At 71.6% G+C, this 21914-nt stretch carries 23 protein-coding genes; 16 read left to right on the top strand and 7 right to left on the bottom strand.

Going from position 1 to position 21914, the window contains the following annotated elements:
• Window positions 1–4: 4 nt before the first annotated feature.
• Window positions 5–985: an ABC transporter permease gene (locus tag ACIOGZ_RS20120; RefSeq protein WP_400986623.1), complete on the bottom strand. Its 981-nt coding sequence runs from the start codon at window positions 983–985 to the stop codon at window positions 5–7.
• Between the two features lie 345 nt (window positions 986–1330).
• On the opposite strand from ACIOGZ_RS20120, the gene ACIOGZ_RS20115 reads away from it, so the two are divergent.
• Window positions 1331–3034, top strand: coding sequence for an ABC transporter family substrate-binding protein (locus ACIOGZ_RS20115; protein WP_400986621.1), 1704 nt, complete (start codon window positions 1331–1333; stop codon window positions 3032–3034).
• Between the two features lie 453 nt (window positions 3035–3487).
• Window positions 3488–4678, top strand: a complete 1191-nt coding sequence (locus ACIOGZ_RS20110; RefSeq protein ID WP_400844948.1) for a low temperature requirement protein A — start codon at window positions 3488–3490, stop codon at window positions 4676–4678.
• A 13-nt stretch (window positions 4679–4691) separates the two neighbouring features.
• On the opposite strand, the gene ACIOGZ_RS20105 is transcribed toward ACIOGZ_RS20110, so the two are convergent.
• The gene (locus tag ACIOGZ_RS20105; RefSeq protein ID WP_363583632.1) at window positions 4692–5666 is read right to left on the bottom strand and encodes a LysR family transcriptional regulator; all 975 of its coding nucleotides are present in this window, start codon (window positions 5664–5666) and stop codon (window positions 4692–4694) included.
• Window positions 5667–5926: 260 nt separating this feature from the next.
• On the opposite strand from ACIOGZ_RS20105, the gene snpA (ACIOGZ_RS20100) reads away from it, so the two are divergent.
• The 4 genes from snpA (ACIOGZ_RS20100) (at window position 5927) to ACIOGZ_RS20085 (ending at window position 10650) form a co-directional block, all read left to right on the top strand.
• A complete protein-coding gene (gene snpA / locus ACIOGZ_RS20100; RefSeq protein ID WP_400986620.1) occupies window positions 5927–6568 on the top strand; it encodes a snapalysin in 642 nt (213 codons plus the stop codon).
• 392 nt (window positions 6569–6960) lie between these two features.
• Window positions 6961–7584: a snapalysin gene (gene snpA / locus ACIOGZ_RS20095; protein WP_350882593.1), complete on the top strand. Its 624-nt coding sequence runs from the start codon at window positions 6961–6963 to the stop codon at window positions 7582–7584.
• A 123-nt stretch (window positions 7585–7707) separates the two neighbouring features.
• Window positions 7708–8367, top strand: coding sequence for a pentapeptide repeat-containing protein (locus tag ACIOGZ_RS20090; RefSeq protein WP_063349277.1), 660 nt, complete (start codon window positions 7708–7710; stop codon window positions 8365–8367).
• A 207-nt stretch (window positions 8368–8574) separates the two neighbouring features.
• Window positions 8575–10650 carry a phosphocholine-specific phospholipase C gene (locus ACIOGZ_RS20085; RefSeq protein ID WP_400811744.1) on the top strand — a complete coding sequence of 692 codons (2076 nt, stop codon included), beginning with the start codon at window positions 8575–8577 and terminating at the stop codon, window positions 10648–10650.
• Here the strand turns inward: ACIOGZ_RS20085 and ACIOGZ_RS20080 are convergent.
• The gene (locus ACIOGZ_RS20080; RefSeq protein ID WP_400986618.1) at window positions 10640–11188 is read right to left on the bottom strand and encodes a hypothetical protein; all 549 of its coding nucleotides are present in this window, start codon (window positions 11186–11188) and stop codon (window positions 10640–10642) included. The two genes, ACIOGZ_RS20085 and ACIOGZ_RS20080, sit on opposite strands and share 11 nt — an antisense overlap.
• A gap of 180 nt (window positions 11189–11368) precedes the next feature.
• Here ACIOGZ_RS20080 and ACIOGZ_RS20075 point away from each other — a divergent pair, with 180 nt between their 5' ends.
• From ACIOGZ_RS20075 to tgmC, 6 genes are all read left to right on the top strand, one after another.
• Window positions 11369–11611 (top strand): hypothetical protein, encoded by a 243-nt coding sequence (locus ACIOGZ_RS20075; RefSeq protein WP_363583622.1) that lies wholly within the window; start codon window positions 11369–11371, stop codon window positions 11609–11611.
• Window positions 11583–12116 (top strand): DUF6879 family protein, encoded by a 534-nt coding sequence (locus tag ACIOGZ_RS20070; RefSeq protein WP_400811749.1) that lies wholly within the window; start codon window positions 11583–11585, stop codon window positions 12114–12116. Before ACIOGZ_RS20075 ends, ACIOGZ_RS20070 begins: the two co-directional genes overlap by 29 nt.
• 31 nt (window positions 12117–12147) lie before the next feature.
• The gene (locus ACIOGZ_RS20065; RefSeq protein WP_363619969.1) at window positions 12148–12996 is read left to right on the top strand and encodes a helix-turn-helix transcriptional regulator; all 849 of its coding nucleotides are present in this window, start codon (window positions 12148–12150) and stop codon (window positions 12994–12996) included.
• 116 nt (window positions 12997–13112) lie between these two features.
• A complete protein-coding gene (tgmA, locus tag ACIOGZ_RS20060; protein ID WP_363583616.1) occupies window positions 13113–13385 on the top strand; it encodes a putative ATP-grasp-modified RiPP in 273 nt (90 codons plus the stop codon).
• Between the two features lies 1 nt (window position 13386).
• A complete protein-coding gene (gene tgmB, locus ACIOGZ_RS20055; protein ID WP_363583614.1) occupies window positions 13387–14358 on the top strand; it encodes an ATP-grasp ribosomal peptide maturase in 972 nt (323 codons plus the stop codon).
• On the top strand, window positions 14355–15497 hold the full coding sequence (gene tgmC, locus ACIOGZ_RS20050; RefSeq protein ID WP_363583612.1) for an ATP-grasp peptide maturase system methyltransferase: 1143 nt from the start codon (window positions 14355–14357) through the stop codon (window positions 15495–15497). The genes tgmB and tgmC overlap by 4 nt, the downstream gene beginning before the upstream one ends.
• A gap of 21 nt (window positions 15498–15518) precedes the next feature.
• Here tgmC and ACIOGZ_RS20045 read toward each other — a convergent pair whose 3' ends face one another.
• Window positions 15519–15722: a DUF397 domain-containing protein gene (locus tag ACIOGZ_RS20045; protein WP_363583610.1), complete on the bottom strand. Its 204-nt coding sequence runs from the start codon at window positions 15720–15722 to the stop codon at window positions 15519–15521.
• The gene (locus tag ACIOGZ_RS20040; RefSeq protein WP_363583608.1) at window positions 15719–16546 is read right to left on the bottom strand and encodes a helix-turn-helix transcriptional regulator; all 828 of its coding nucleotides are present in this window, start codon (window positions 16544–16546) and stop codon (window positions 15719–15721) included. The genes ACIOGZ_RS20045 and ACIOGZ_RS20040 overlap by 4 nt, the downstream gene beginning before the upstream one ends.
• Before the next feature lie 102 nt (window positions 16547–16648).
• Between ACIOGZ_RS20040 and ACIOGZ_RS20035 the strand changes: the two genes are divergently transcribed.
• From ACIOGZ_RS20035 to ACIOGZ_RS20025, 3 genes are all read left to right on the top strand, one after another.
• Window positions 16649–16777 (top strand): hypothetical protein, encoded by a 129-nt coding sequence (locus tag ACIOGZ_RS20035; RefSeq protein WP_400811758.1) that lies wholly within the window; start codon window positions 16649–16651, stop codon window positions 16775–16777.
• Entirely contained in the window at window positions 16774–16899 is a 126-nt protein-coding gene (locus ACIOGZ_RS20030; RefSeq protein WP_400986616.1) for a hypothetical protein, read from the top strand. The genes ACIOGZ_RS20035 and ACIOGZ_RS20030 overlap by 4 nt, the downstream gene beginning before the upstream one ends.
• Before the next feature lie 204 nt (window positions 16900–17103).
• On the top strand, window positions 17104–17409 hold the full coding sequence (locus tag ACIOGZ_RS20025; RefSeq protein ID WP_400986615.1) for a hypothetical protein: 306 nt from the start codon (window positions 17104–17106) through the stop codon (window positions 17407–17409).
• Between the two features lie 10 nt (window positions 17410–17419).
• On the opposite strand, the gene ACIOGZ_RS20020 is transcribed toward ACIOGZ_RS20025, so the two are convergent.
• Window positions 17420–18226, bottom strand: a complete 807-nt coding sequence (locus ACIOGZ_RS20020) for a phosphoribosyl-dephospho-CoA transferase MdcG domain-containing protein (RefSeq protein WP_363628159.1) — start codon at window positions 18224–18226, stop codon at window positions 17420–17422.
• Between the two features lie 173 nt (window positions 18227–18399).
• Here ACIOGZ_RS20020 and ACIOGZ_RS20015 point away from each other — a divergent pair, with 173 nt between their 5' ends.
• Complete coding sequence (locus ACIOGZ_RS20015) at window positions 18400–18627, top strand: hypothetical protein (RefSeq protein ID WP_363583600.1); 228 nt, start codon at window positions 18400–18402, stop codon at window positions 18625–18627.
• A gap of 42 nt (window positions 18628–18669) precedes the next feature.
• Here the strand turns inward: ACIOGZ_RS20015 and ACIOGZ_RS20010 are convergent, their stop codons facing one another.
• The gene (locus ACIOGZ_RS20010) at window positions 18670–21873 is read right to left on the bottom strand and encodes a S41 family peptidase (RefSeq protein WP_400811767.1); all 3204 of its coding nucleotides are present in this window, start codon (window positions 21871–21873) and stop codon (window positions 18670–18672) included.
• Window positions 21874–21914 lie beyond the last annotated feature (41 nt).

The following is a 21914-nucleotide window of genomic DNA, read 5'->3' as shown; positions in this document are numbered from 1 at the left end:
CCGGTCAGGACCGCACGCGCGGATCGAGGGCGGCGTGCAGGGTGTCGGCGAGGAAGCCGGAGGCGAGGACGACGACGGCGGTGAACAGGTTGACGGCGACGACCGAGTTGACGTCCTGTTCGTTGATCGACTGGATCAGCCACTCGCCCATGCCGTGCCAGCCGAAGATCGTCTCGGTGAAGATCGCGCCGGTGAAGATGCCCAGGAAGCTGTAGGCGAACATGGTCGACATCGGGATCACCGCGGTCCGCAGCCCGTGCTTGACCAGCGCCCTGCGGCGGGTGAGCCCCTTGGCCTCGGCGGTGCGCAGGTAGTCGGAGCCGAGCACGTCGAGCATGGTGCCGCGCTGGTAGCGGCTGTAGGTGGCGAGGCCGCCGAGCGCGAGCGAGATGGTGGGCAGCAGCAGGTGCAGCGCCCAGTCGGCGAGGTGGGCGCCGAGGCCGCCGGTCAGTCCGGGGGTCTCGTAGCCGGTGAACGGGATGACGTCGTGGCCGGCCGCGTCCTTGGCGGCGATGGCGCCGTTCTTGAGGAACAGCGCGACCAGGAAGACCGGGGTGGAGAGCAGGACGAAGGAGAGCACGGTGAGCAGCCGGTCGGAGATCCGGTACTGGCGGACGGCGCTCCAGGCCCCGGCGGCGATGCCGAGGACGATGCCGAGCAGGCTGCCGAGCAGCAGCAGCCGCAGCGAGACCCAGACCCGGCGGCCGAAGTCGTCGGTGACCGGGGTGTCGTGGATGGTCCGGCCGAGGTCGCCGTGGAGCAGCCCGTCGGCCCAGTGGCCGAAGCGTTCGACGACCGGGGTGTGGTCGTTCAGGTTGAGCGCGGTGAGCTGGCGCTCGACCGACTCGGCGGCCGGGCGGGGGACCTTGGCGTCGAAGTAGGTGCGCGGCTGGAGGGCGGTCGCGGAGATCGCGTACGCCAGGAAGACGGCGGCGATCAGCAGCACCGCGTAGTAGCTCAGGCGCTTCGCCAGGTAGCGGAGCATCAACGGCCGCCCGGGGTGGGGGAGGGGCCGACGCGTCTGGTGGGCATCGGGTGGTGGCCTTCGGTCGGGGCCCGTTCAGGCCTTCGGACGGCAGGAGGACGAGGCGGTACGGGGAAAGCGCAGGTCAGAGTCTGGCAGCGGTGCGCGGCCGGGGTGTTGCGGCAGTATTGCCGCGGATGACTTCTGGATCAGGTGTGCGGTTCTCCCCCTGGTGACGGAACTGATCGGCTGTTACGTTCTGCTGGCCCGGTGCCGACTTGGCTGCCCACGCTCAAGCCCCGCCACACCTCGCGCGGCACAACTGCCCGTTACCGCCCGTTTCGAAGACCTCACCAGGGGGACTCCATGGACGCTTCCACCACGGCCCGCCGCCTCGGCCGGGCGACTGCCCTCGCCGTCGCCGTCGCGCTGGCGGTCACCGCGTGCACCTCGGGCGGGGGCGGCTCGGCCGACAAGGTGGCGAAGAGCGAGCCGCCCCGGCAGGACTCCCAGGACATCAACGCCAAGCCGCTGGACCAGGTCAAGGACGGCGGCGAGGTGCGGTTCCCGCTGTACCAGTGGATCACCCAGTGGAACCCGCTCCAGGTGGACGGCACCTACGGCGACGCGGTCTCGATCATGCGCGCCCTGGAGCCGTCGCTCTTCAACACGGACGCCTCCGGCACCTTCCAGCCCAACGCCGACTACCTGCTGGACGCCAAGGTCACCTCGACCTCGCCCGAGGTGATCACCTACAAGCTCAACCCCAAGGCCAAGTGGTCGGACGGCAAGCCGCTCAGCTACCTGGACTTCAAGGCCGACTGGCAGGCCAGCAACGGCAAGGACCCGGCGTACAACATCGCCGACCCGTCCGGTTACGAGCAGATCTCCGCCGTCGAGCAGGGGGCCGACCCGAGCGAGGTGAAGGTCACCTTCTCCGAGCCGTACGCGGACTGGCAGAACCTGTTCCGCCCGCTGATCCCGGCGGCCGGCATCGCCACCCCGGACGACTTCAACAAGGCCTGGGTGGAGAAGATCCCGATCACCGCGGGCGCGCTGAAGATCGGCGTGGCGGACAAGACCGCGCAGACCCTCACGCTCGTCCCGGACCCGGCCTGGTGGGGCACCAAGGCCAAGGCGGACAAGATCACCTTCCGGGTGATGACCCAGTCCGCGACCACCCAGTCGTACCTCAACAACGAGATCGACCTCGCCACGGCCGGCACCGCCGCCGCGTACGGGCAGCTCAAGGACGCCAAGGACACCGCGATCCGGGCCGCCAGCCCGTGGGACGAGGTGCACATCTCCTTCGGCTCCGGCGGCGCGCTGGCGGACCAGAAGGTCCGCCAGGCGCTCGGCAAGGCACTCGACCGGTCCGCGCTGATCAAGATCGCCAACAACGGGGTGCCGGTGGAGTTCAAGCCGCTCGGCAACCACATCTTCATGCCCAACCAGACCGGCTACCAGGACAACTCGGGCGAGTGGGCGAAGTTCGACGTCCCCGCCGCCAAGAAGCTGCTGGACGACGCCGGTTGGAAGGAGGCGGGCGCCGGCCAGCCGCGCACCAAGGACGGCCAGTCGCTGCAACTGCACTGGACGGTCAACGAGTCCACCCCGCAGGCCCAGATCGACCTGGCCACCGCCGCCGCCGCGATGTGGCTGCAGGCCGGGGTCAAGGTGAGCCTGGACAAGGTGCCCGCCAACGACTTCTTCACCAAGTACGTGAACCCGGGCAAGTTCGAGATCGCGAGCTGGCGCAACACCGACTCGTTCCCGCTCTCCAAGAGCCTGGGCAACTTCCGTCTGCCGGTGGGGGACAACACCTTCAACAACCCCTCGCGGATCGGCAGCCAGGAGGTCGACGACCTGCTCAAGAAGGCGGCCGGGACGGTCGACCTGGTGGAGGCCGCGAAGCTCTACAACCAGGCCGACGCGAAGATCTGGGAGCTCGGCCACACCGTCGAGCTCTACCAGCGGCCGACCGTGGTGGCGACGCGCAAGGGCCTCGCCAACTACGGCGCCTTCGGCCTGGCCGGGGAGGACTACGCCAAGGTCGGCTGGGAGAAGTAGCCCCCGCCGCGGACGCGGCGAGAGCGACCGGGCGGCAGGCGCTGGCGAGCAGCGCGGTGATCACGAGGCCGGTGGTACGGACACGGGAAGGTCGGCTCTGCCGCCCCCGCTCTCCTGCCACCGGCCTTGACCTTCCGCGTTGCCCGCAGGCCGCCCGTGTCGTGGGGCCCCGCAAGGCCCGCGCTCGCTTCCAACCGGGGACGAATCTAGCGGGGCCGTCCGGCCGGCCGCGGCGCAGCGCGCGGGGCGCGCCCGGAAACCCGCCGCGCTGTCACCCGGTTCGCGCACCGGGGCGTCAACTACGGCTGACGGCAAGGAAAAAAGCGAACGAAAGGCGCAATCGATCCCGGGACCGCGAACCGCTGCGCCCGTCGCGCCGGTGCGTGCGCGGGGCCCGGGCCGCTGCCAGGATGCGCGGGACAGCCAGCCCCTCCCGAACCCGGAGCAGCACCGATGGCCAGCGAATCCGCCGCCGCCCCCCACCCGCGCCCCGTCGACCCGCCCCCGGTGCGCCGGATGGTCCCGCGCGACCGGGACGAGCCGCACCGGGTCGCCACCCCGCTGGAACTCTTCTTCGACCTCTGCTTCGTGGTCGCCGTCGGCCAGGCCGGGCGCGAGCTCGCCCACTCCCTGGCGGCCGGCCACTACGGCGACGGCCTGCGCGGCTACGCGATCGCCTTCTTCGCGATCTGGTGGGCCTGGATGAACTTCACCTGGTTCGCCTCCGCGTACGACTGCGACGACGTGCCGTACCGGGTCACCACGCTGGTGCAGATCGCCGGGGTGCTGGTCCTCGCGGCCGGGGTGCCCCGGCTGTTCGCCACCCAGGACCTGACGCTGGCGATCGCCGGGTACGTGGTGATGCGCCTGGCGATGGTCACCCAGTGGCTGCGGGCGGCGGCCAGCGAGCAGGGCGAGGCGCGCCGGGTCGCCGTGCGGTACGCGGTCGGGATCGCGATCTGCCAGGTGGGCTGGGTGGTGGTGGTGCTGCTGCCGGACGCCGTCCGGCCGGTGGTCATCCCGCTCGGGGTGCTGTGCGAGCTGGCCGTGCCGGTGGTCGCCGAACTGCGGATGCAGACCTCCTGGCACCCGCACCACATCGCCGAGCGGTACGGGCTGTTCACCCTGATCGTGCTCGGCGAGACGGTGGCGGCCGCGACGGTCGCGGTGCAGTCGGCGGTGGACGAGCACGAGGAGCTGGGCCGGCTGCTGCCGGTGGCGATCGGCGGCCTGCTGATCTGCTTCGCGGCCTGGTGGATCTACTTCGCCCGGCCGGTCCACGAGCACCTGCGCTCCAACCGGCAGGCCTTCGCCTGGGGGTACGGCCACTACCTGGTGTTCGGCGCAGCCGCCGCGATCGGCACCGGACTGGAGGTGGCGGTGGAGTCGGCCGTGCACCAGGCGGAGATCTCCGCGACGGCCGCCACCGCGACGGTCACCGTGCCCACCGCGCTCTACCTGCTCACGGTCTGGCTGCTGCACTCCCGGCACACCAAGACCGGCTTGGCGCAGGCGCTGGCCCCGACCGGGGCGGTGCTGGTGCTGGCCTGCACGGCGTTCGGGGGCTCCGGTGTGCTGGTGGCGGGCCTGGTCTGCGCGCTGACCGTGGCGGTGGGCGTGCTGCTGCACAGTCGGGAGGGCTGACGGGGGCTGATTCTCAGGCGCAGTCCAGCAGGATCGGCTCGTGCCGGGCCAGCCAGGCCAGGTAGGCCGGGTTGACCTTGGCCAGGTCCAGGTAGGCGGCGCGCAGTTCGCCGTACAGCGCGTCCAGCGCGGGCTGGCTGAGCGCGCGGGGGCGCCAGGTGAGCAGCAGTCGGACGGCCAGCGGGTCCCCGTACACGGGGCGCACCACCGTGCCGGGACCGGGGGCGGAGGTCGGCTGGCAGGGGCGGACGGCCTCGCCGGAGGCGACCAGTTCGGCGGCGGTGGCGTTGTCCCGCACCTGGACCACCCGGGGGTTGAGCCCGGCATCGCTGAACACCCGGCGCATCGCCGCGTACTCGTGGTCGGCGGTCGGGTCGACCATCCAGGTGTCCTCGGCGAGGTCGGTCAGGTGGACGACCGGGCGGGCGGCGGCCGGGTGTCCGGCGGCGAGCGCGACGAACTGGGGCTCACGGGCCATCAGCACCCGGTGCTCGGCGTCCGGCGGCACCCGTAGCGGGAAGCCCTCGCTCTCGTAGACGAAGGCCACGTCCAACTGGTCGGCGGCGACCATCCGCAGCAGGGCGCTGGCCGAGACGTCGACGTGGATGGTGGTGTCGGTGTCCGGCAGCCGTTCGTGCACCCGGCGCAGCCAGGCGGCGACCGCCCGGCTGCCGACGCTGCCGATCCGCAGCCGGCGCTGCCGCCCGGGGCCGGCCGCGTCGCGGGCCTCCTGGCGGGCGGCGGCCACCAGCGCGGCCATCTCGGTGATCACCGGCCGGGCCCGGGACAGCACCGAGTGGCCGAGCGCGGTGGGCCGGCTGCCGGTCTGCTCGCGGGTGAACAGGGTGCCGCCGATGGCCCGTTCGATGCGGTGCAGCTGGGTGGTGAGGGAGGGCTGGGTCATGCCGAGCTGGAGCGCGGCCTTGCGGAGGCTGCCGGTGTCGGCGATAGCGCACACCACCCGGAGGTGTCTCACGTCGAGCTCCACGCCCGGAGCATAGACGCCACCCGGCCTTGTCGCCAAGGACATGACAGAACAAGGCGCGGCGGGAGGGCGCGCCGCGGGCCCCGCCGGTATGCGGCGGTGCTATCGCCGGTTGACATCATCCGCCGCGGGCCCGGGCGGGTCGAAGCTCAGGGACAGCGAATCCGCCCCGGCCCCACCGGGGCGCCCCCACCGTCGCCGCAGCCGTGTCCGGCCCCCACCGGCCCCGGCGGTTCGGCGTACCGCGAATCCGGAGCCCCCACATGAAGCGATCCGTGCTGTCCGCGACCCTCGGCCTGGCCCTCGCGGCCGGTCTCGCCGTGCTGCCCGCCGCCGCCGCGTCCGCCGCCACCCCCGGCCCGGCCGTCCAGGGCTACACCGCCTCGACGTACGCCGGTTCGGCCGCCGAGGCCGCGAACAACCAGGCGTTCTTCCACGCCGTGATGGCCTCCGCCAAGGCCAAGCAGGCAGCCAACCCGTGGCTGCAGACCGTCACCGTCACCTACGACACCGCCAGCGCGCCCTCCTTCACCAGCCAGATATCCCAGGCCGCGCAGATCTGGAACAGCTCGGTCAGCAACGTCCAGCTCCAGGTGAGCAGCGGCACCGGCGACTTCTCGTACTACGAGGGCAACGACAGCCGCGGCTCCTACGCCAGCACCGACGGCCACGGCCACGGCTACGTCTTCCTCGACTACCAGCAGAACCAGCAGTACAGCTCGCTGCGCGTCACCGCGCACGAGACCGGGCACGTGCTCGGCCTGCCCGACAACTACTCCGGCCCGTGCAGTGAGCTGATGTCCGGCGGCGGCCCCGGCCCGTCCTGCACCAACCCCTACCCCGACAGCAACGAGCGCGGCCAGGTCGACAGCCTCTGGTCGAACGGCGTCGAGTCCGTGAACTAGGCAAGCCCGTGAACTGGGCAAGCCCGTGAACTGGGGAAGCCCTCGAATCGGAGGAGCCCGCGAACTCGTTGCGGCGCCAAGGAAGTTGCCGATGCCCTTCGGGTGCGGCGGGCCGCCCGGCCGGAATCGGGCGGCCCGCCGCTCGGTTGCTTCCCCGATCGGGAGCCTAACCGCCGGTGGAGCGGAATGCCAGGGGCACGCGCGAGTCAAGGCCGGTTAAAGACATCTCAAACCCCTTTTCCGCAAGGGGTATTGATCGAAGCTATCGCGGGTTGACATCATCCGCCCGCCCGCCGGGCTGCCCGAAGCTCTGGGGACATCACCCGCTGACCAGGTGTCCCCCAGGGCCGGCCCCCAACCGGCCACGGCACCACCGGAATCGGAGCCCCCACATGAAGCGATCCGTGCTGTCCGCGACCCTCGGCCTGGCCCTCGCGGCCGGTCTCGCCGTGCTGCCCGCCACCGCCGCGTCCGCCGCCACCCCCGGCCCGGCCGTCCAGGGCTACACCGCCTCGACGTACGCCGGTTCGGCCGCCGAGGCCGCGAACAACCAGGCGTTCTTCCAGGCCGTGATGGCCTCCGCGAAGGCCAAGCAGGCCGCCAGCCCGAACCTGGCGACCGTCGTCGTCACCTACGACGCCAGCTCGGCACCGACCTTCCGCACCCAGATAGCCAACGCCGCGCAGATCTGGAACAGCTCGGTCAGCAACGTCCAGCTGCGGGCCGGCTCGGGCGGCGACTTCTCGTACTACGAGGGCAACGACAGCCGCGGCTCCTACGCCAGCACCGACGGCCACGGGCGCGGCTACGTCTTCCTCGACTACCAGCAGAACCGGCAGTACAACTCGGTCCGGGTGACCGCGCACGAGACCGGGCACGTGCTCGGCCTGCCGGACCACTACTCCGGCCCGTGCAGCGAGCTGATGTCCGGCGGCGGCCCCGGCACCTCCTGCACCAACCCGTACCCGAACAGCACCGAGCGCAGCCGCGTCAACTCCCTCTGGGCGCGCGGCTGACCTTTCTGAGGACCACACCTCGGCCCGGCCGCAGTCCGCTGCGGCCGGTCCGGGGCGTTGTCGGTGCCGCGTGCGAGCATTCGGGCGAGACCCGTTCGCCCCCGACCGTGAGGTGCCGCCGCCATGCCGCGTTCCGCCCCCGACCAGCTCACCGACCTGCCGTACGCGGACCTGCTCCGCCCCCACACCGGGCGGCTGCGCAGCGACGAGCGGTACGACACCACGCACTTCGACGGCGGCGAGCACACCGACGAGTCGGCGGCCGGGGCGGCGTTCCTGGAGTGCGCCTTCACCGGGGTCGCGCTCAGCGGGGTCAAGCTGCGCCAGGCCCGCTTCAACGAGGTCTGGGTGCAGGCCGGCCGCTGGGTGGCCTGCGACCTGAGCGACACCGAGTGGCAGGACAGCGCCTTCGTCGGCGGCGTGCTGGCCGGGGTCGCCGGATACGGCTCGGCGTTGCGCCGGGTGGTGTTCCGCGGCTGCAAGCTGGAGGCGGTCAACCTGCGGGCGGCCGTGCTGCGGGACGTCGTGTTCGAGGACTGCCTGCTGCGCGACGTGGACTTCGGCGAGGCCAAGCTGACCGAGGTGTCCTTCCCCGGTTCCACGCTGGAGGAGGTCCGGCTGCGCGGTGCCACCCTGAAGAAGACCGACCTGCGCGGGGCCGCCCGGCTCGGACTCGCGGACGGCCACCAGGGGCTGCGCGGCGCGGTCATCAGCTCCACCCAACTGCTGGAGCTGGCACCGCAGTTCGCCCAGGCGCTGGGAATCGAGGTCAAGGACCGCTGACCAGCCGCCCGCTCCGTCCCTCCCCGGCGTTTCCGCCGCCCGTTCAGCCCGGCGTCGCTCGGTGACACCCGGACGAACAGTCCGCCAACCCTGCCGCGCGCATCTGGTGGACGCCTCCGGCCGGGGTGGAAGATGCTGCGCGATCGATGAGCCCCGACTTGTGTACACAACATCGCCAGATCGCCAGTGAAGGGACGGGCCGGGCTGATGGCCGAGCTGAGTCGTAGGAAGTTCGTCACGCTGTCCGGTGCCGCCGCGGCGGGACTCGCCGTGGCAGGCACCAGCGCCGCAGGGGCCGCCCCCGGCGCGCCCGCGGTGGCCTCCACCGCCACGCTCCAGCAGACCGGCACCATCAACGACGTGCAGCACGTGGTGATCCTGATGCAGGAGAACCGCAGCTTCGACCACTACTTCGGCACGCTGCGCGGCGTGCGCGGCTTCGCCGACCGCAGCGCCATCCAGATAGCCGGCGGCTACAGCGTCTTCAACCAGCCCAACGGCCTGCTCGGCCGCCAGTACCCGTGGCAGTTCAGCCAGACCAAGCCGGCCGGCGGCGCCGACCCCGAGCGCCTCGCCCAATGCAACGGTGACCTCAGCCACGGCTGGAGCGATCAGCACAAGGCCTGGAACAGCGGCAAGATGGACTCCTGGGTCGCCGCCAAGGGCAACGTCCGCACCCTCGGCTTCCTCACCCGCCAGGACATCCCGTTCCACTACGCGCTGGCCGAGAACTGGACCATCTGCGACGCCTACCACTGCTCCGTGCTCAGCGCGACCGGCCCCAACCGCACCTACCACTGGTCCGGCCAGATCGACCCGGCCGGCAGCGCCGGCGGCCCCGCGTACGACGGCGGCGACGAGAAGGGCCTGCGCTGGCAGACCTACGCGGAGGCACTGGAGAGCGCCGGCGTCAGCTGGAAGGTCTACCAGAACGCCGCCGACAACTACGGCGACAACGCCCTCGCGTACTTCACCCAGTTCTCCGGCGCCCCGGCCGGCAGCCCGCTGGCCGTCAAGGGCATGGGCTCGGTGCCCAAGGCCACCGGCAGGACCCCGGACGACATCGCCGCCGCGATCAGGGCCGACGTGCTGAACGGCACCCTCCCGCAGGTCTCCTGGATCGTCCCCGACCAGGCCTCCTCCGAACACCCGTACGCCACCCCGGCCGACGGCGCGCACTTCGTCCACCTGGTGATCGACGCGCTGAACGCCGACCCGAACGTCTTCAACTCGTCCGTCCTGTTCATCAACTACGACGAGAACGACGGCTTCTTCGACCACGTCCCGCCGCCGGCCGCCCCCGCCGGCACCCCGGGCGAGTTCTACAACGGCACCAACATCGGCCTCGGCTTCCGCGTCCCCATGATCGCCGTCTCGCCCTGGACCCGCGGCGGCTGGGTCAACTCCGAGACCTTCGACCACACCTCCGTGCTGCGCTTCCTGGAGACCTGGACGGCCGCCCTCGGCACGCCCGCGCAGTGCCGGAACATCAGCGACTGGCGCCGCCGCGTCTGCGGCGACCTGACCAGCGCGTTCGACTTCGCCAACCCGGTCTACGGCCTGCCCGGGCTGCCCGACACCTCGCAGACCATCGGCCTGTCGGCGTGCGGCCCGCTGCCCAACCCGGCCCCGATCAACAACCAGTTGCCGATCCAGGAGACCGGCACCCGGCCGGCCCGCGCCCTGCCGTACCAGCCGAACGCCAACCTGGACCACCTGGAGTTCGGCTCCGGCGGGGTGATGAAGGTCTGGATCACGATGGACAACGGGGGCGCGGCAGCGGCGAAGTCCGCCCACTTCGCCGCCTACGCCAACGCCTACCGCAGCGGCGGCCCCTGGCAGTACACCGTCGACCCGGGCGGCACCACCAGCGACTTCTTCAACTGCGGCACCAACTTCGGCGGTGGCCCCTACGACCTCACCGTCGTCGGCCCCAACCGCTTCCTGCGCCGCTTCAAGGGCGACGCCACCAAGGCCGGCAAGAACGCGGCCGTCACCGCCTCGTACGCGGTCGAGCCGGGGACGGGCAAGCTGGCGGTCTACTTCAAGCTCGCCAACTCCGGTACGACGCCGCTGACCTTCACCATCGCCTCCAACAACTACCGGACGGACGGCCCCTGGACGTACCAGGTCCCCGCCGGCGGCAACGTCACCGATTTCTTCAACGCCGTGGCCTATAACAACGGCTGGTACGACTTCACGGTGACGGTGGACGCGGACGCCGGCTGGTCCCAGCGCTTCACCGGCCACCTGGAGACGGGCACCCCCAGCGTCACCGGCTGACGGTCGTTGCTACATGGACGGAGACCCCACTACCCGCCTCGCCGGGCAGTGGGGTCTTGGGCGGACCGAACAGGGGGATCGGACGGCGGAGTCGCACGGTCCCGTCGCCACCGTGGATGCCGTGCTGGGGCTGGAGGTCTCCGTGTACCCACCCTTCGGCGTGGAGGTCTGCCACGGCGCGGCACAGCCCGACCGCAGCGGCCAGGGCCTCGTCCCGCCCTCCTTCGCCCTTGCGCAGGGGGCGGAGGGCCTGCCAGGTGGACGGTCCGACCAGCCACGGGGTGACGAACCAGACGCCGCCGTCGAACCGGCCGGCGGTCACGGTGTAGCCGGGGAGCTGGTCCAGCACCGAGGCTTCCCGCGCGGTGACCTCGGCGGCCTCGCCGGTGCCGAGCTTGATACTCGCGACGCGCCGCGGACCGGTCGCCTTCCAGACCGCCGAGCCCCGCCGGTTGCTGATCTCCTCCAGCTCCAGCGGTCCGCAGATGGCCGCCGCGGTTTTCAGCGCTTCGGCGGCCTCAGGAGTGAACTCGCCCATTCTCTTACTGCCTTCCACTCGCAAGGGATGTGCCGCTTGCGAGATGCGTCGGACCCGCTCCGAATGCGCCGGCCTGCTCCCCTTGCGCTCTTGAATGTCCGTCATCTCTGCGGAACGGTAATGCAAGGACGCGCAACCGGCTTGGCACGGGAGGACCCGATGGCACTACGGTTCAACGGGATGGACCCCGAGACCCAGGGGAACGGATCGCCGACGGTGTGGGTGGACGACCACGAGCGGGAGCTGGTGTTCCAGGGCTGGAAGCCCAGGGAGGAACTGCTGACCGAGGTCAGCACGACCGAGTGGGTTCCTGGCCACACGATCGGCGTCCCCGAGGGTGAGGCCGTGGTCCGTATCCCGCTCCGCATGGCGGCGATCATTAGGAAGGCACTCGATGACGCAGAACGTTCCGGACTTCTCTGACCTGCTCAAGGCCGCGCAACACTCGGCCGTGCACCTGGAGATGCGTGACTGGTACGGCGTGGGCGATGAGTCGACGGACTTCGCACGCTTCCAGCGGAGCGGCGTCCACCCCGATCTCGACCCCGAGTCCGAGGGCTGGGCCGGGTGGGTGCCTCTCGTCCGGGAGGCCGTCAGCCGGGGCGTGGTCATGCGCAGGGCCCGGATCGTTTCGGAGCCGGTGACCGACTACATCCGCTTCGAGCACGCCGGGACCGCCGTGAACGTCGCGGCCGGCGAACAGGTCCGTTGGCTTCCGCGCCGCCGGGCGTCGGACATCGCACTACCGGGCAATGACTTCTGGGTCTTCGACGGCCGGTTGGTCGAGTTCAACCACTTCACCGGCGTCGGGGACTGGGCCGACCCCAAATATGAACTGTCCGAGGACCCGGCGGTGGTGAAGCTCTGCGTCTCGGCCTTCGAAGCCGTCTGGGCGCGGGGCATCGACCACCCGGAATACACCGTCTGACCTCTGCGATATCCCACCGGACAGCCAGTTCATGCCCGCTTCTCCCTCATCCAGCGCGCAGGCCGCCCGCGCCGCCGTTGCCGCGCGTCTGCGCGAGCTGATGCTGGACGCCGGCCTCAAGGGGCAAGAACTGTCTGCCCGGTGTGGATGGCACCCGGCGAAGACCTCGCGCATCCTCTCCGCGAAAACGGCCCCTTCCGATGCGGACGTTCGGGCCTGGTGCATCGCCTGTGGCGCCGAGGAACAGGTGCAAGACCTCATTGCCACGGCGCGCGCGGTGGAGTCGATGTACATGGAGTGGCGTCGGCTCCAGCGCAACGGCATGCGCAAGGTCCAGGAGGACGTCTACGCGCTGAACGAGCGGGCCCGTCTGTGCCGGGTGTACGTGTCCAACGTCGTGCCCGGATTCTTCCAGACGCCGGCCTACGCCACGGCCTTGATGCGCTCCATCACGCAGTTCCAGGGAACTCCCGACGACGTGACAGAGGCCGTTGCCGCCCGCGTGGCCCGCAGCCGGTTCCTGTACGAGGGCGGCCGCCGGTTCGTGGTGTTGATGGAGGAGTCAGTGCTGAGGTACCGCATCGGCGATACCGAGGTGATGCGTGGCCAGCTTCGGCACCTGCTCACCGTGGGGCCGCTCGCCACCGTCTCCCTCGGGATCGTTCCGTTCACCGCCCAGCGCACCGTCTGGCCGCTGGAAGCGTTCTACTTGTTCGATGACCGGCACGCCGTGGTGGAGACCCTGACAGCCGAGATCAACGTCAGGCAGCCTCGCGAACTGGCCGACTACGCCAAGGCGTTCGTCCAGCTGTCCGAAGCGGCCGTCTACGGGGACGCGGCTCGCGCCGTGATCACAGCCGCGCTCGACACTCTCGGGTGAATCGGCGCAATATCTCGCAACTTCGTTGAGGCCGGGCGTGGCTTCTCCCTACCGTCGTTGGTGTTGCTCGGGCCGTGGAAGAGCACGGCAACGAAGAACATGGAGGCGCAGCACAGATGACAACCGCACCGTGGGGCACGACCCGAATGGGTCCGTACCCGGACACCCGCTCGGTCCCTGCCGTCTCGGCCGTGATCGACCCCGAAACGCAGGTTGCCGTGTTCGTGGACGATCAGGGTCGCAAGGTCGAGATGGGGGCGCACGGCACCAGCACGGAGACCAGCACGCCCACGAACACGGGCGGCGGTGACGGGCAGAGCGGCGGGCAGAGCGCACCCACCGACATGGACAGCATGCCAGCGAACGACCAGGACCAGGGCGCCGGCTGACATGGCGCAGGATCGACACCGGGCTGTCCTGGTCCTGACCAACGCGCACGACGTGACGGCCGATGTGGTGCTCCGCATCCTGGCCGAGCGCCGAGTCCCGGTCGTCCGGGTGGACCCCGGTGCCGATCTGCTCGGGGGTGCCTCGCTGACCGCCCACTACAGCAGGAGCGAGCAGCGGGGCACTCTCCGCACATCAAGCCGGGAACTCGACCTCACTCGGGTGCGGTCGGTCTGGGTCCGCCGGCCCTCGCCCTACCGGGCGCCGCCGGGACTGGACGAACACGCGTCCAAGTTCACCAGTGCGCAAGCATTTTGGGGTGCTGGCGGCATCTTCGCGTCGCTTCCCGACGCCCACTACGTCAATCACCCGTGGCACATCCGGAACGCGGAGTACAAGCCCGCACAGCTTGTCGTGGCGGGCCGGAGCGGTTTCCTGGTGCCGAACACGGTCATCACCGCCGATACCGACGAAGCGCGCCGGTTCTGCGCCGACCAGTCCGGCGGAGCCGTCTACAAGCCGGTGTGGGACAGCCGGTACCGAGCCCCCGACGGCACTGCGCAAACGGTGTGGGTACGGGAAGTCGATCCGGCCGAGATCACCGACGCCGTGTCCGTGTGTCCGCACATGTTCCAAGCCGCCGTGTCCAAGTCGTTCGACGTGCGGGTGACCGCCGTGGGTGACCGGTTGTTCGGTGTCCGGATCGGCAGTCCCGATCTCGACTGGCGCGAGCGTCAAGACCTGATGACGTGTACGCCGATCGAAGTGCCCGGGCCCGTTGCGCGCTCTGTGATCGCTTATCTGAACGAACTCCGCTTGGTTTACGGTGCGTTCGACTTCGCGGTGACCGCCGCAGGTGACTGGTACTTCCTTGAGTGCAACCCCAACGGCCAATGGGCCTGGCAGGGTGTCGACACCGCTTCGGCGATTGCCCACGCCATCGCCGACCAACTGGAGAAGGGCCCCGACTCGTGAGCGCATCGGCTCAGCTCCGCGCCGCCCTGGTGGACGGGCTCACCGGGGACGACGCGGTCGACGATCCGGCCTGGAGGGCCGCCGCGTTGGCGGTGCCCCGGGAACTGTTCGTCGGATCGTTCTTCGCGGCGGTCCCGGGAAGCAATCCGACCGCGTACCGCCCGGTGCACAGGACCGACCCTGGTTGGCTGGAGCAGGTCTACTCGAACGAGACGCTGGTCACCCAGCTCGACGGGCGGACCCGCCCCGAGGACGTGGCCGAGGGGGCGGTGATCGGGACTCCGTCGTCATCGTCCACCTTGCCGTCGCTGGTGCTGCGCATGTGGCACCAGCTCGGCGCCGAGACCGGGCACCGGGTGCTGGAGATCGGCACGGGGACCGGCTACTCGACCGCCCTCGGCGCGCACCGCCTCGGGGACGCCAACCTGACCAGCATCGAGTACGACCCGGCGGTCGGCGCCACTGCCGCTGCCGCGATCAAGGCGGCGGGGTTCGCTCCCCGGCTGGTCATCGGTGACGGGCTGCTCGGCGACCCGGACGGGGGCGAGTACGACCGGCTGATCGCCACCTGTGCGGTCCGGTACCTGCCACCCCGCTGGCTGCACCAGGTGAAGCCCGGCGGCGTCATCCTGGCCACCCTGTCCGGGTGGGGGCTCGGGTTCGGACTCGTGCGGCTGGTCGTGACGGCCCCGGGAGAGGGGACGGGGCTGTTCATGCCCGGCTACACCAGCTTCATGATCGCCCGCCCGCACGACCGCCCGCCACGCCAAAGCCTCTCGCTGCTTCCGGGGGACGAACGTCCGTCGCGGATCGACCCCGAGGTCATCGGCACGTGGACCGGCAGTTGGGTCGCCCAGCTCGCGGCGCCCTCGGCCGAACGGATGGGAGCCGGCGGGCACCAGATCCTCTCCGACGTGGCCACCGGATCGCAGGCCCGGACCATGTCCAACCCTGACGGGGGATGGGCCGTGGTTCAGCGTGGCCCGCTCCGGCTCTGGGACCAGGTGGAGAACGCCGTCGAAGCCTGGCAGCGGGCCGGCGAGCCGCACCAGGAGGGGTTCGGCATGACGGTCTCGGCGGCCGGGCAGCGGGTCTGGATCGGAAGTGCGGACGGACCGGGCTGGAACCTGCCGATCTGACCCTTGTGCTCAGACCGGGCGTCAGGCGGTGTCGAACTCGCCGGCTCGGAGGGCGGAGACGAAGGACTGCCAGGCCTCGGTCGCGAAGAGGAGGGCCGGGCCGTCGGTGTCCTTGGAGTCTCGGACGGGGACGGTCCCGGACGGGATCAAGTTCCCCGCGACCTCGATGCAGTCGCCGCCGTTGCTGCTGTACGAAGACTTGAACCACTGAGGCTCGGCGGTCACGGTAGTTCCTCTCTCAGCTGGCTGATCAGGGCCACAGACTCGGCTTGTGAGAGTGCGAGGGCCTGTAGCTGATAGTAGGCCGTGAGGATCGGCGGTACTGCGCCGCTGTCCCGTTCCAGGTTCCCTTGTTGCGCTGATTCGGCGTAGGACATCAGCGATCGGTCCGGAAGGGTGATGATGTTCACCGGGAGATCGAACGATCGTTCCTCGCCTATGGCGTACGGAGCCACCTGGAGAACGGTGTTGGGCATCCGGGCGAAGGCTGCAAGCTCGTCGAGCTGGGCGGCCATGATGGACTTTCCGCCGACCGGCCGTCGGATGCAGCTCTCATCCAGGACGACGTGGATCAGCGGAGGGGTTTCCCGGCGCAAGTTCGCCTGTCGGCGCGCAAGGTAGGCAACCCGCTCCTCGGCCTGGTCCTCCGTGATGCTGCCCCGCCGGAGCGCGCCCGCCGCGATGGCCCGTGCGTAGTCCATGGTCTGAAGCAGCCCCGGCACGATACCCAAGGTGAACAGTCTCAGTTCCACCGCCCTTGACTCGTGCGCGACGTACTCCGGGAAGCCTTCGAGGAGCGCCGAGGTCTTGAGGTCGAGCGCCTTGCGGGCGAACACGCGATCCCATCCGAAGGCTTTGTCAAGTTCGCGAGCCAGGCGCGGTGTTGGGGGACGTCGACCAGTTTCCACGGCTGACACGTGCGTGGGGGAATAGCCGATGGCGCTCGCCAAATCTTCCTGCCGCCAACCCCGTTCCTCTCGTGAGCTGCGGAGGAACGCACCGAACTCTGCGGCTGGAGACGAGTCGGGGTCCAGCTCGGCCTTGTTCATGAACCACTCTCCAAGCACGTTTGAGAGGTTGAAGGACGTCCAATGCTAGAGGACAGTGGCGACCCCGGGTAGTCATTAAACTACGGAACGGAGTCAGCTGTGGTGAGCAAGGAGTCCCCGACCGGGCCGCTCTACCGCCCGCAGGTCGGCGAGTTGGTCGAGGACGGGACGACCGGCAGGGACGTCGTCTACATGGGCGTCCCCGCCGAGCCCCGTGGTCGGACCGCGTGAAGCGCCAACCGGCGCTCGGCGTCGACGTGTTGGCCGCCATCCTCATGGCCGGTGTCGTCGCGTCCGAACCGATCATCCGGCGGGCCACCCGGCGGCGACTCGGCCGGGACCGCCGCCGATGACCGGCCCTCCGACCTGCCCCGCACCGGACTGCTGCGCCCCGGTCGATCTGCTCAACGACGCCAACGCGGCCGGACGGACGTGGAACTGCCCGAACTGCGCCCGGTGGGGCGTCGCCTGGTCGTCGGGCTACCTGGCGAACCAGCCGTTCGAGGAACCCCTCGTCGTCCTCGGCCGCCGGAAAGTCCGGAAGGTGGTGAACCGCGATGCCGATGTTCGGGCGCGCGTTCCTCGGCCTGATGCGTAAGGCTCGGGTCACCTGCTTGTGGCTCTGGGGTACACACCTCCAGTTCGCGCCGCCGGTCCTGTGGCTCAGCCCTGAACGGCGCCGAGCGGTCGCGGCGGTGGAACGGACACTCGCCGAGGAATGGCACATCCGGCAGACCTGCGACGAGGCCGCCCGGGACGCCCTGCACGCCGAGCTGTCCGAGGCAGTGGCCGGACTCCACCTCGCCCCGGCGCCCCGCCGCCGACCTCGGGCGGCGCCCCGACCGCCCAACCGTCCCAACTAATTACGACGGCTCAGACGAACGGGCCGCGCGGGAACCACGGGTCGCGGACCTCCCGGGGCCCGTCCGGAGTCAGCAGGGTGAGGGTGTACGGCGAGGCCGCGTACTCGGCGAGCTGCACCGAGCCGTAGCGGGTCTCCAGTTCGGCCTGCACCGGGACCGACAGCCTGCTCAGCGCCCGCCGCAGTTGCAGCGCGTCCCGGCGGCTGATCGGGTGCGGGGTGCGCAGGACCAGTCGCAGCGGGCTCAGCGGTCCGGCGACCGGCACGCCGGTGCCCAGCTCGTAGCCGACCGCGCCGATCGGGCCCCAGGACAGCCGGTGGTCCGCGACCAGCCGGCCGACCGCCGGCAGCAGGGCCAGCGCCGGAATCCCGGCGACCCGCTCGGGGTCCAGCCGCCCGCACCGCCCGGCCAGCTGCTCGGGCCGCAGCGTCCGGGCCACCGCGGCCCAGGGCGCCAGCGCGTCCAGCCGCTGTCCGGGGCGTGGCCCGCGCACGATCACCGGGATCCACTGCTCGGGGGCGGCCTCCGGGTCCCGGGTGCAGCGCTGCGGGTGCGGCACGTCCGCCGGGGTGCCGACCAGGGAGGGGGCCCGGCCGACCGTCACCCAGGGGTGCACCCGCAGCACGGCCCGCGTCCAGTCCGGCAGCTCGCCGCCCGCCAGCGGGCGCAGCGAACTGGGGCACTGCATCAGCAGCAGGTCGTGGGTGCCGGGCAGCCGCCCGTCCAGCGCGGCCAGCGGCCCGACCCGCCGGCGCGGCCCGTCGTGGGGGTCCTCGGCGGTGCGACGGGCTTGGCGGGCGGAAGGTGCGACGGTCACGGTGGGCTCCAGACGGTGGCGTCAGTTCGGCCGACGGCTCCAATCTGCGCCGGGTGCCCGCCTCCGCGCCACGGCCGTTGGGCGCGTTCACCAGGGACCAAAGGCTCAACGTGCGACTCCGGGTGCCCGGTGTGAGAGTGGGGGAAGCCCGGTATCCGTTCGGAGGAGGAGTCATGGGCATCTTCGACAGGTTCCGCCACAAGGCGCACGAGGCGACCGGGCAGGACGCCGCCGAGCGTGCCGCCATCGCCCACGACGAGGCCGTGGACGCGTACAGTCCCGAGATCGAGCGGGCCCGCGAGACCCAGGAGGCCCGCGAGTCGGAGCGGCGTGCCGCCCAGGACGAGGCCGACCGGCGCGCGGCCGAGAACATGACGGCCGAGGGCGACCCCTGGGGCTGAAACCCCAGAAGACCCCCAAGCCCCAAGCCCCAAGCCCCCAGGTCACCGCGCCCGCGGCGGCAGCGGCGGGCGTCGCAGATCCGGCCGGGGGGTGTCCTCCGGCGGGGGAGCCGCGGCGGGCGCGTCCTCCAGCAGGTCCAGCGCCAGCTGGACGGCGGCGACCAGCTCGGGGTGGCGCCCGCGGGCCCAGTCGCGCGGGGTGCGCAGCACGTGCACGTCCGGTTCGACGCCGCGGTTCTCCACCGACCAGCCGAGTCCGCCTTCGAACCAGGAGGCGTTCTTGGGCACCGAGATCCGGGTGCCGTCGCCGAGGGTGTGCCGCCCGGTCATCCCGACGACCCCGCCCCAGGTCCGGTTGCCGACGACGGGGCCGAGGCCGAGCAGCTTGATCGCCGCGATGACCACGTCGCCGTCCGAGCTGGTCGCCTCGTCGGCGAGCGCCACGAGCGGGCCGCGCAGTGCGTGTCGGGGCCAGCGGACCGGCTGGCGGTCCCGGCCGAAGTCCCAGGCGAGGACGTGCCGGGTGAGTTTCTCCAGGACCAGTTCGGAGACGTTGCCGCCGGCGTTGCCGCGCACGTCCAGGACGAGTGCGGGCTTGTCCAGCTCGCGCCGCAGGTCGCGGTTGAACTGCGCCCAGCCGGAGCCGCCGAGGTCCGGGATGTGTAGGTAGCCGCACCGGCCGTCGCTGAACTCCCGGACCAGGAGGCGGCGTTTGGTCACCCAGTCCTGGTAGCGGACGGCCCGTTCGTCGGTCAGCGGGGTGACGGTGATCCGCCGTACCGGGCCGTCCGGGCTGCTACGCAGGGCCAGTTCGACGGTGGTGCCGCCGGTGCCGGCCAGCAGCGGCAGCGGGCCGCGCACCGGGTCCACCGGGCGGCCGCCGACGGCGAGCAGTTCGTCGCCGTCCCGGACGCCCTGGGCGGCGAGCGGGGCGCGGGCGCGCGGGTCGGAGGTCTCGCCGGGCAGCACCCGCTCGACCAGCCAGCGTCCGTCGGGGGAGCGGTGCGCGTTGGCGCCGAGCAGGCCGAGCGGCTGCTGGCCGAGCGAGGGCCCTTCGGCGCGCCGGGACGGGGTGACGTAGGCGTGCGAGGTGCCGAGTTCGCCGAGGAGTTCGCGCAGCAGGTCGGCGAAGTCGTCGGGTGAGCAGACCCGGTCCAGCAGCGGCTCGTACTGGGCGGTCAGGGCGGGCCAGTCCAGGCCGGACATCCGCTCGTCCCAGAACTGGTCCCGGACGATCAGGGCGGCCTCGTGGTAGGCCTGGCGCCACTCGGCGGCGGGGTGCACGGTGTGGGTGATCCGCCGCAGGTCGACGGTGCTGCCGGCGCCACCGGTGACCGGGACGATCCGCAGGGTCCCGGCCGAGTAGACCGCGATCGAGCCGCCGTCCCCGGAGACGGCGTAGCCGTCCAGCTTGTCGACCAGGGTGGTGCGGGTGCCCCGGGCGAGGTCGAAGTACTCCAGCGAGGGGCGGCCGGAGGTGTCGTCGGGGCTGGCGAAGGTCTGCCCGAGGGTGCCGGAGATCGGCCAGCGCAGCCAGACCAGGCCGCCGCGCACCGCGTCGGTGGCCGAGTACTTGGAGGCGATCACCGGGAACTGCAGCAGCCGCTCGCCGATGCCCTGCGGGTCGACGCGGACGGTGCCGTCGCCGCCGCCGTTGCCGCGCGGGGCGCCGTCCTCGGCGGGCGCGGCGAACGGGGACGGCGTGTCGGCGGTGAGCGGGACGAGGTAGGGGCGGCAGCCGAGCGGGAAGGAGAGGTCGCCGGTGTGCACGTCGTGGACGGGGTCGAAGCCGCGCCAGGACAGGAAGGCCAGGTAGCGGCCGTCCCGGGTGAACACCGGCTGCTCGTCCTCGAAGCGGCCGTCGGTGACTTCGGTGACCGGCCCGGGTGCTTCGGTGCGGGTGAGCCGGATCCGGCGCAGCGAGCGCCCGGCCACCGGCTGGGACCAGGCGATCCAGTGCGAGTCGGGGGAGAAGCGGGCGCTGGAGACCGGCCCGTAGCCGGAGGCGGCGAGTTCGCGGACGGCGCCGTCGGCGGCGGCGACCAGCAGCAGCCGCCCGTCGGAGGCGGCGACGGCGAGGTGGGCGCCGTCGGGGGAGGCGGTGAGTTCCAGGACGCGGCCGATCCGGTCGGCGGCGAGCACCCGGTGGCGGTGCTTCTCCGTTTCCTCGTGCCCCGGCAGCGGCATCACCTCGATCGCGTCGGCGCCCTCGGCGTCGGTGATCCAGGCGGCCTCGCCGGTGTGTCCGAGGATCACCGGCAGCCGGGTCCGCACCCCGGGGGTGTCGGCGAGCGCGCGGGCCGGGCCGTCCTTGTGGGTGAGCCAGTACTGGCTGCCGCGCACGGTGATCACCCCGGCCCGGCCGCTCTGGTCGCAGGCCAGGTCCTTGACCTGGGAGGCGGCGCTGACCTGGTACGGGCGGCGGCCGGCCCGGGCGCCGCCGAGCGGGACGGCGAGCCGGCGCGGGGCGGGGGCGTCCAGGCCGTCCAGCAGCCAGAGGTCGCCGGCGTGCTGGTAGACGATCCGGGTGCCGTCGGTGGCGGCCTCGCGGGCGTAGTAGGAGGCGTGGTCGGTGTGCCGGCGCAGGTCGGTGCCGTCGGGGCGGCAGGAGTAGACGTTGCCGATGCCCTCGTGGTCGGAGAGGAAGGCGATCCGCCCGGCGACGGGCATGGGGGAGGCGAGGTGGCCGGGGTGGCCGGCCAGGATCTGTTCGCCGTCCGCCCAGAGCCGGCCGGTGGCGCCGCCCCGGTAGCGCTTCCAGGCGGCGGGCTCGTGCGGGGCGGCGCCGGTGAGCAGCACGGTGCGTTCGCGGCTCATCTGGGCGTCGCCGACGGGGCCCCAGGGCATCCGGTGGCCGGGGGAGCCGTCGGGCGGCAGGGCGTGTGCCCAGGTGTAGTGGCCGAACGGCTCGTGGTAGGAGGTGACGGCGAGCACCTCGCCGTCCGGCAGCCAGCCGCGCACCCGGGTGTCCTGGCTGCCCCAGTGGCTGAGCCGTTCGGCCTCGCCGCCCTCGACGGGGGCGGTCCACACCTCGGGGGTCAGGTTCAGCCAGCTGGTCCAGGCGAGGGTGCGGCCGTCGGGGGAGAAGCGGGGGTGGCTGACCCGGGTGCGGTCGCAGCTGACCCGCCAGGCCCGGCCGGCGGCGCCGTCGGCGTCGAGCGGGGCGATCCAGATGTCGTCCTCGGCGGTGAAGGCGAGCAGCCCGCCGTGCAGGTGGGGGTAGCGGAGGTAGCCGGGCGGGGTCACCCCTCCATCCTTCGACGGAGTGTCACCTCCGGCAACCGGGG

The organism is Kitasatospora sp. NPDC088160, from assembly GCF_044741445.1.
Taxonomy (GTDB): domain Bacteria; phylum Actinomycetota; class Actinomycetes; order Streptomycetales; family Streptomycetaceae; genus Kitasatospora.
This window is presented reverse-complemented; position numbering and strand designations above follow the sequence as displayed.